An 886-nucleotide genomic window follows, 5' to 3' on the forward strand; every position below is an offset into this window, starting at 1 on the left:
CCGGGGCCGCAGGGGCAGCCGCCGGGGTCTTACACGCCGGAGCGCGTGGCTCCCAATAGTCGGACTAGCAGTGGGTCCGAGTCGCCCGCTGATCTAAGTTCAACAAGGGTGCCACCTTCTTCCAGCATCGCTCCGAATCAGGAAACTGGTATGCGTGGTATTGCCAGTCAGAGGAACGCTGATCGTCTGGGCTAGACCTGAAGTCGTATTTTAATGAAAGTTTCACTTTCTAATTCGAGGTGAAAATGACTGGGGCGCGGATTTTTTTCTTTCTAGCACTACTCTTCATTTCTGCTGCTGCGACTGCTGAAGGAAATTGCCCTCCCGGGCAATACCCTATTGGCGGCCAGGGTACGGCGGGCTGTGCACCGATTCCTCAGCAAAATTCCACTGTTTCACAAGAGGCTCGACCCACTGGGAAGTGGCTCAAGACTTGGGGGGCTATCGCGGTCGGGAGAGTGGACTCCATCCCCTACTACGGCGTGCCAACGGGGGCTATGTCTAAATCCGAAGCCGAGCAACAGGCTTTAGAACGGTGCGCCAAGAAGGGGCCAACTAATTGTAGTGTGGCCATTACGTATCAAAACCAATGTGCTGCCATCGGTGAGCCGAGAGATGGGGACAAGCCAAGCCCCATTGGCTTGGCGCAATTTGTTTCGGCGCCTACAAGGGAAATGGCGAGTGATGGCGTGCTCAAAAGGTGCTTGGCAAAAAACGCCGGCATGCGGTGCGAGGTTATCTATATCGGTTGCTCTGAGCCTGTGTTTCGGAGGTACTGATTTAGATGCTTAAAGATGATCTCCTATGTATATAGGTCTGCTGCGTTTCGGTACTGCGCGCACGATCGCGGCAGCGGTCTGGCAAGGCAACATGGGCACGTTCATGA

At 54.9% G+C, this 886-nt stretch carries 1 protein-coding gene; it reads left to right on the forward strand.

What is annotated here, in order from left to right:
- Positions 1-245 precede the first annotated feature (245 nt).
- The gene (locus D180_RS23040) at positions 246-779 is read left to right on the forward strand and encodes a DUF4189 domain-containing protein (RefSeq protein ID WP_081616475.1); all 534 of its coding nucleotides are present in this window, start codon (positions 246-248) and stop codon (positions 777-779) included.
- Positions 780-886 lie beyond the last annotated feature (107 nt).

This window comes from Xanthomonas sp. SHU 166 (genome assembly GCF_000364685.1).
Classification (GTDB): Bacteria; Pseudomonadota; Gammaproteobacteria; order Xanthomonadales; family Xanthomonadaceae; genus Xanthomonas_A; species Xanthomonas_A sontii.